The sequence below is a fragment of the Caballeronia sp. genome (assembly GCF_049581465.1).
Lineage (GTDB): Bacteria > Pseudomonadota > Gammaproteobacteria > Burkholderiales > Burkholderiaceae > Caballeronia.
The window spans coordinates 21,781-28,902 of record NZ_JBAUSA010000285.1 but is presented as its reverse complement, the minus strand read 5'-3'; the positions used below and the strand labels follow the sequence as shown (position 1 = coordinate 28,902).

At 61.3% G+C, this 7,122-nt stretch carries 8 protein-coding genes; 3 read left to right on the top strand and 5 right to left on the bottom strand.

The annotated features are described in order from the left end of the window. Positions 1 to 3 precede the first annotated feature (3 nt). On the bottom strand, positions 4 to 1,296 hold the full coding sequence (locus WCA53_RS07185; protein ID WP_423907384.1) for an HlyC/CorC family transporter: 1,293 nt from the start codon (positions 1,294 to 1,296) through the stop codon (positions 4 to 6). 250 nt (positions 1,297 to 1,546) lie between these two features. Here WCA53_RS07185 and WCA53_RS07180 point away from each other — a divergent pair, with 250 nt between their 5' ends. Next, positions 1,547 to 2,161 (top strand): cytochrome b, encoded by a 615-nt coding sequence (locus WCA53_RS07180; RefSeq protein ID WP_423907382.1) that lies wholly within the window; start codon positions 1,547 to 1,549, stop codon positions 2,159 to 2,161. Between the two features lie 2 nt (positions 2,162 to 2,163). After that, positions 2,164 to 3,657 (top strand): glycosyltransferase family 2 protein, encoded by a 1,494-nt coding sequence (locus WCA53_RS07175; RefSeq protein WP_423907394.1) that lies wholly within the window; start codon positions 2,164 to 2,166, stop codon positions 3,655 to 3,657. Positions 3,658 to 3,738: 81 nt separating this feature from the next. Here the strand turns inward: WCA53_RS07175 and WCA53_RS07170 are convergent, their stop codons facing one another. The 4 genes from WCA53_RS07170 to WCA53_RS07155 are packed head-to-tail and all read right to left on the bottom strand — an operon-like array spanning position 3,739 to position 5,557. After that, entirely contained in the window at positions 3,739 to 4,536 is a 798-nt protein-coding gene (locus WCA53_RS07170) for an anti-sigma factor family protein (protein WP_423907380.1), read from the bottom strand. A gap of 7 nt (positions 4,537 to 4,543) precedes the next feature. Next, the gene (locus tag WCA53_RS07165) at positions 4,544 to 5,056 is read right to left on the bottom strand and encodes a sigma-70 family RNA polymerase sigma factor (protein WP_423907378.1); all 513 of its coding nucleotides are present in this window, start codon (positions 5,054 to 5,056) and stop codon (positions 4,544 to 4,546) included. Positions 5,057 to 5,097: 41 nt separating this feature from the next. Further along, positions 5,098 to 5,256, bottom strand: a complete 159-nt coding sequence (locus tag WCA53_RS07160) for a hypothetical protein (protein ID WP_423907375.1) — start codon at positions 5,254 to 5,256, stop codon at positions 5,098 to 5,100. Positions 5,257 to 5,269: 13 nt separating this feature from the next. Next, positions 5,270 to 5,557 (bottom strand): hypothetical protein, encoded by a 288-nt coding sequence (locus WCA53_RS07155; RefSeq protein ID WP_423907373.1) that lies wholly within the window; start codon positions 5,555 to 5,557, stop codon positions 5,270 to 5,272. A gap of 255 nt (positions 5,558 to 5,812) precedes the next feature. On the opposite strand from WCA53_RS07155, the gene WCA53_RS07150 reads away from it, so the two are divergent. After that, the gene (locus WCA53_RS07150; protein WP_423907371.1) at positions 5,813 to 7,114 is read left to right on the top strand and encodes a CaiB/BaiF CoA transferase family protein; all 1,302 of its coding nucleotides are present in this window, start codon (positions 5,813 to 5,815) and stop codon (positions 7,112 to 7,114) included. Positions 7,115 to 7,122 lie beyond the last annotated feature (8 nt).

Here is a 7,122-nt window from a genome sequence, read left to right as displayed (position 1 = left end):
CTCTCACCGTTGCTTCTTCCTCAGCACCACGCCTTGCGGCTTGAAAATCTTGACGGTTCGGATCGCCTGATCGTCGCTGCGCATCACCTCGAAATGCACGCCTGCGATTCGCATGCTCACATCCCCGTCGGGGATCTCTTCGAGCGTCTCGAGAATCAGACCGTTCAGCGTCTTCGGGCCATCGGTAGGCAGTGTCAGTTTCAACCACCGGTTCAATTCGCGCAGTGGCATGCTCCCCGCCACGATGCATTCGCCTTCCTCGTTCCAGCCGCCCACCGACCCGGCGCCTCGCGGAATGGTCGTGGTGAACTCGCCGATCAATTCCTCGATGATGTCTTCCGGCGTCACCAGCCCTTGCAGTTCGCCATATTCGTTGACCACCACGGCGATGCGATGCCGGCTCTCCTGAAAGAACTGCAATTGCTGGAACACGGGCGTCCCGGCCGGCACAAAATAGGGTTCAGCCAGGAGTTCGCGCAACGTCTCGCGCCCGAACTCCTGGTTATGCAGCGCCGACAGCGTCTTGCGTACATGCAGCACGCCGAGCACGCGGTCAATATCGCCCTGATACACCACGAGCTTGTTGTGATAGCAGGTTTCGAGCTGATGCACGATGGTGTCGAAGGGAGCATCGAAATCGAGTGCCTCGATACGACGGCGCGGAATCATCACGTCATCGACCGTGATGTTCTCCAGGTCGAACAGGTTCAGCAAAATGCTGCGGTGCTTGGTCGGCATGAAATTTCCCGATTCCAGCACGATGGTCCGCAATTCCTCGGTGGAAAGCCGCTGATCGCGCCCGCCTTTCGTGTTGATTTGCAGAACCCTCAGCACGCCGTTTGCAAACAGGTTCACGAACCAGACAAGCGGCCGCGCCACGCGCATCAATGGGCTCAGGATCAAGCTCGCCGGCAGCGCGACTTTCTCCGGATACGTCGCGCCAACGATCTTCGGCGCGATCTCCGCAAACACAATGATCAGGAACGCGACCACTCCCGTTGTCACAGACAGCACGAGGTTGTTGTGTCCGAACGTGTGCAACGCAATCGAGGTGGTCAGTACCGGAATGATCGTATTGATCAGGTTGTTGCCGATCAGGATCACGCTGAGCAACTGATCGGTCTTGGCCAATAGGCTTTGCGTCACGCGCGCACGCAGCGAACCTTGGTTGGCGAGGTGCTTCAGACGATGGCGATTGAGCGCCATCATTGATGTTTCGGAAATCGAGAAGAATGCGGAGAGAAACAAAAGCAGAAAGATGGCGCTGATTTGCGCCCATAAGGGAAGGTGGTCCACGCGAGGATTTGGGAAGGGAGATGGGAAAGACTATAGCAGAGCATAAAGCGATCGCTTCCCCGATAGCCTTCGCGACCGTGCTCGCCGTACCTGTAGACGGCCTCCTGACAGATTGACGACAAACGCAAGTTCGCGTCTTCCCGCACAATTAAGGGAATAAACCATCGTCACGGGCCGTTCATCCCATGTCGTCCAGTGCATGCTTCGCGCGCCAGGACCGATAGACTTTCATTTCCCGTACGGAGTTCGAATGTCCACGCATGCCGGCAACGCGGTGTCACAGACGCCCGAGAGGCCGCCTGAATCTGAAGCCCCTTTGCGCTACACGCGCACGGCGATGGCCCTGCACTGGGTCATCGCCGTGCTGATTATTTGCAACGTGGCGCTGGGGTTATCGGCGGAATCGTTTCCTGATGACTGGGTGCGCCCTGTTGTCGATACGCACAAGTCCATCGGCATCACGGTGCTCGGTCTCGTCTTGCTGCGCATCCTGTGGCGGCTTTCCCATAAGCCGCCGCCGTTGCCGCGGGCGTTTCCAAAGTGGGAACACATCGCGGCTCATGTGGCGCATTTTCTGCTCTATCTGCTGATGATCGGCTTGCCGCTTTCCGGCTGGCTCCACGATTCAGCGTGGAAAGCCGCTGCCACGCATCCGATGCATCTGTTCGGCCTGATCCCGTGGCCGCGCATCGGCTTCGTGATGCATCTCGATCCGGCGCTCAAGGAGACGCTTCACGACCGTTTTGGCGCGTTGCACACATGGCTTGGCTACGCGTTGTATGCACTGCTTGCCATGCATGTGGGCGGCGCGCTGAAGCATCAGTGGATCGACCGGAAATCGGTCATTTCGCGCATGGTGCCGTGATCGTGCTCACCCCTGTCAAGACAAAACCGGAAACGACCTCGACGACGTCCCTCGAAGCGGCGCTCGCACTGGCTTCTCCGCGCATTGCGCCGCGCCCGGTCACGCTTGCGAGCGTCCTGATTCATGGCGGTGTCGTCGTGTTGTGGATCGTGCTGTTCGCGCGCGCGTTCTTCCTGCATGGCATCGTGGCGTGGTCGACGGGCATTGCGTACGTCGTGTACGACACCTTGCTCCTGATGTTCGTCGCGGCAAAATCCTGGACGCTCGTCAAGCGCCCGAAGCCGCTTGACCGCGCGCAGCGCGAAAAGGGATTGCCGGCGCTCGGCGTGATCGTCGCTTCGCATAACGAGGCCGCCGTGCTGCCGAATACGCTGGCGAAATTACTCGGGCAGGCGTACGGCGCGGCGAAAATCGTGATCGCCGACGATGGTTCCTCCGATGCCACCGCTGATCTCCTCACGCGGCGTTTCGGCCTGATCGCGCCGCCCGAGGGCGCATTGAGCGCGGCTTCATCGGTGCATCCGAATCTGTTCTGGCTGCGCGTGAAACACGGCGGCAAGGCACGTGCGCTGAACGCCGCGATCGGGTTGATCGATACGCCGATTGTGATGACGCTGGACGCCGATACCCGTCTAGCCGATGACGCCATCCTCGCGATGCGCAGCGCATTCGCCGCGCGCCCGAACCTGGTCGCGGCGGCAGGAATCCTCGTGCCGGTTTGCAGCAAGACGGTCAGCGGACGCTTCTTCCAATGGTTCCAGACGTACGAGTACATTCGAAATTTCATCGCGCGGTTCGCATGGATGCGTGCCGATAGCCTGTTGCTGATTTCGGGCGCGTTTGCATCGTTTCGACGCGACGCGCTGGCGGCCGTCGGCGGTTTCGATCCGCAGTGTCTTGTGGAGGACTACGAGTTGATTCACCGTTTGCGTCGACACGCGGTCGACAACGGCCTTGACTGGGATGTGCGCGTGGTTGGCAATGCCCTCGCAATCACGGATGCTCCCAGTTCGTTCGGTGGTTTCATGCGGCAACGGCGGCGCTGGTTTGCGGGCTTCCTGCAGACGCAATACTGGAACCGCGACATGACCGGCAATCGCCGATACGGCACGCTCGGGCTGCTAATGCTTCCTGTGAAAGCGTTCGATACCGTGCAGCCCATCTATGGACTGACCGCGTTCGCCTTGCTGATCGGGTTTATGGTGGATCGGCGCGGGACCATCGTGTTGCCGGTCTTCAGCGTCATCGGGTTGAAGATCCTGATCGACTTCGCGTTTCATCTGTGGACCGTGCATTTGTATCGGCGATGGACTGGCGACACCGCTGGATCGAGCCTGTGGATGGCGGTTGTGACGGCGATTGTCGAGCCGTTCTCGTTTCAACTGCTGCGCCATGTGGGCGCGGCGCTCGGCTGGGTCGACTTTCTTGGCGGAGCGCGGGCGTGGGGGGTGCAGAGCCGGGCCGGGTTGATGGCGGCGGATGAAGGGAAGGGGTGAACGTGGGCGGGGTTGCTGGCGGTGAGCGTGCAGCCCTTCCGTTCGTCGCTTGAAGTGCAGATTCCCCAACCCCCAAATGTTCTACTGCCAGCGCTTCGGATCTCCACCCAGCGCCGCGCACGTATCGAACGAAATAGCGCGCAGCTTCGCCTCGCTGATTTGTCCCGACAGTGCGTATCCAGCGTTATCGGTGGTCCAGTAGAACGTCCGCCGCTCCCCTTGGCGCAACATGCGGATCGCATATTCTTCTTTGCGTTTGGTCGACCCGCTCGTCATATAAAGCGTCAGGCGTTGACCGCTCGCGTTCTGATACATGAATTGCGCGGCCGGGCCATCCTCGCCCGGTAACAGGCGACCCCCGACCAACTCAAATCCGTATTCATCCAGCGAAGGAATCGTGAGCGTACGGTTAAGCCGCTTCGACAACCACATCACCAGATGATCCTCCTGCGACGCAGCCACTTCCACAGCGTGCCGTTGCTCAGGCGCATAAACCGCATAGGCGATATCCGCGCGTTGCGCGAACATGGGCGTCGGGTGCTCGCGATCGAACATCGGCAACACCAGGTGCATCAACAATCCACACGCAATACCCACAGTCAGCCAACTCGCCGCCATCAAGTAGCGCGGACGCGGGCGGACCACGATGAGTTGCGGCGCGGCATCGGCGGCAAAAAGCGCGCGCAACGCATTGTCCTGTGCACGATACGCCGCAACTGTCGCCGCGCTGGCCGGATCGCGGGCAACACGCGCAGCCGTTTCGGCGCGCTCGGCGTCAGTCGATTCATCGTCGATGAACGCCGACAACGCACGCAACTCGTCGGCGGTCACGCTCGAATCAACGCCGTCCGGGCGTTCGGGTTGGTCGGATGTAGTCATGTGCAGCTCAGCTCACCATTTTCAACGACGCCGATTTGCGCCCCGGTTCTTCGCCCAGCAGCACGCGCATGTGCTCGCGCGCCCGCGAAAGGCGTGACATGACCGTTCCTGCCGGCACATTCAGCACCACGGACACCTCCTGATAGCTCATTTCCTCGACACAAACGAGCAGCATGACTTCGCGCTGCTCGACCGGAAGGCAGTAAAGCGCGCGCTGCACGTCGCGCAGCACGAGGCCGTCCACTTCGCCGACCGGTGCGGCCATCTGGCGCCACGGCGCGGTTTCATCGTCGACGGCGATATCGCGCTTGCCACGCAACTGGTCGATATAGAGATTGCGCATGATCGTGAAAAGCCACGCGCGCAGATTGCTCCCCGCACGGAATCCGCTGGAGCGCCCGAGCGCGCGTTCGGTCACGTCCTGAACGAGGTCGTCCGCCCAAGCGCGGTCACCCGTCAGCGCGCGCGCGTAGCGGCGCAACTGCGGGAGAACCGCGACCAGGTCGGTCTCGAAGCTCAACGGCCGATGCTCATCGGATGCATGACGTCAGGCACGCGCGCTCAATAACCGCCGCCGCCACCACCGCCGCCTCCGCCGCTGGTGCTACTTCCGGCGGGTTTGGAATCCGTCATGCCCGTGCATCCCGCTGACAACGCCGTCACCGACACCATCAGCCCAAGCGCGCCGATAAGCGCCATGCGTGCAATTACTCGTTTCATCTCTCTCCTCCCGTTAAAGGTTCCTTACGACTTCACGACGTGCCCAGACATCCTTGAAGTTGTCGGCTTTGAGGTCGCCCGAAGGCTTATCCGATGCATCGGCCATCGAGGCCGGCCAGACCTTCGCGCAACTACCGGTGCAGGCGCTCGGACCCGAAGCAGGGTCTTTATCAAAAGTGTAGAGCGTCATGTCGTTTGAATCCGCAAATATTCCGTTTGCGGCCATCGGCGGCCCGGCGTAGGCGCTCAGGGCGAAGCTCGTGGCGAGGGCGGCAGCGAACTCCGAGAGTCGGCTTTTCATTTCGTCTGTCGTATTGCTTTTGTGGGCGTATGGGCTAAACGGGTCGGCCTTGAGGAATATTCCACGCAATCAGGGATTTTTTGCGGATTCCGGTCAATCGGGTGAGCGGGGCAGCGGTTGAAATGTCCCGATTCGCGATATCGCTACAATCGACGCATACAACTGACGGCATTTTCGCCGCGCCGCTTCTGTGCATACAACGCGCAAACAACGCCCGCAGAAACCGGCCGATTCGCGCCAATACAAGGAGAAACAGTGCCGCACGACGACATTAAATCGCCACAGGCCGCCACCACCGCGCCGCGAAAACAGCCTCTCGATGGCATCCGCGTTCTCGACCTGTCCCGCGTGCTCGCCGGTCCGTGGTGCACCCAGAACCTCGCCGACCTGGGTGCGCAGGTCATCAAGATCGAGCGCCCCGGCACGGGCGACGATACGCGTTCCTGGGGCCCGCCGTTCCTGCGCGACACCACCGGACGCGATACCTCCGAAAGTGCCTATTTCCTGTGCGCGAATCGCAACAAGCAGTCGGTTGCCATCGATATGAGTTCACGCGAGGGTGCCGCGCTGATCCGCGAATTCGCAAAGACGTCCGATGTAGTCGTCGAGAACTTCAAGGTGGGTGGATTGAGCAAATACGGGCTGGACTACGTGAGTCTCTCGGAAATAAACCCCAGGCTCGTCTATTGCTCCGTGACGGGGTTCGGCCAGACCGGTCCGCTCTCGCAACGCGCCGGCTACGACTTCCTGATCCAGGGCATGGGCGGCCTGATGAGTATCACCGGTGAGCCCGACAGCATGCCGGGCGGCGGCCCGGAAAAAGTCGGCGTTGCCGTGACCGACTTGATGGCCGGCATGTACGCGACCACCGGCATTCTCGCCGCGCTGATGGAGCGCGAAAAGAGCGGGTTAGGCCAGCATCTGGATATCGCGCTGCTCGATTGCCAGCTCGCGATGCTCGCGAACCAGTCGACGAACTATCTCACCACGGGCATCGCGCCGGAGCGCATGGGGAATGCGCACCCGAACATCGTGCCTTACCAGACGTTCGCAGCCGCCGACGGTCACCTGATTCTTGCGTGCGGCAACGACAGCCAGTTTCGCTCGATATGCACCGCGATGAACCTGCCCGAACTGGCGCTCGATGCGCGCTTCGCGACGAACAGCGCGCGCAGCATCAACCGCCTTGAACTGCTGCCGCAACTTGAGGCCGCGTTCATGACCCGCACCCGCGACGCATGGATCGACGCGTTCGAAGCGTGCGGCGTACCGTGCGGTCCGATCAACGACGTGGCCCAGGCGTTCAGTTCCCCCCAGGCCAAGGCGCGAGGAGCGGTGCGCGAGATCGCTCACCGCCTCGCCGGAATTGCGCCGACGGTCGCAAGTCCGCTGCGCTTATCGGCGACGCCGGTGCAGTACAACCAGGCGCCGCCGATGCTTGGCGAGCATACGGCCGAAACCTTGCGCGACGTGCTCGGCATGAGCGACGCGCAAGTCGGCAAGTTGATGAACAGCGGGGTGATCGGGGGGATGACGCAGGCTGCCAACGACGATTAAGGGAGCCT

Coding starts and splice junctions, on each gene's coding strand:
- WCA53_RS07155 (WP_423907373.1), bottom strand. CDS start 5,557: ATGAAAAGCCGACTCTCGGAGTTCGCTGCCGCCCTCGCCACGAGCTTC.
- WCA53_RS07160 (WP_423907375.1), bottom strand. CDS start 5,256: ATGAAACGAGTAATTGCACGCATGGCGCTTATCGGCGCGCTTGGGCTG.
- WCA53_RS07180 (WP_423907382.1), top strand. CDS start 1,547: ATGTCCACGCATGCCGGCAACGCGGTGTCACAGACGCCCGAGAGGCCG.
- WCA53_RS07170 (WP_423907380.1), bottom strand. CDS start 4,536: ATGACTACATCCGACCAACCCGAACGCCCGGACGGCGTTGATTCGAGC.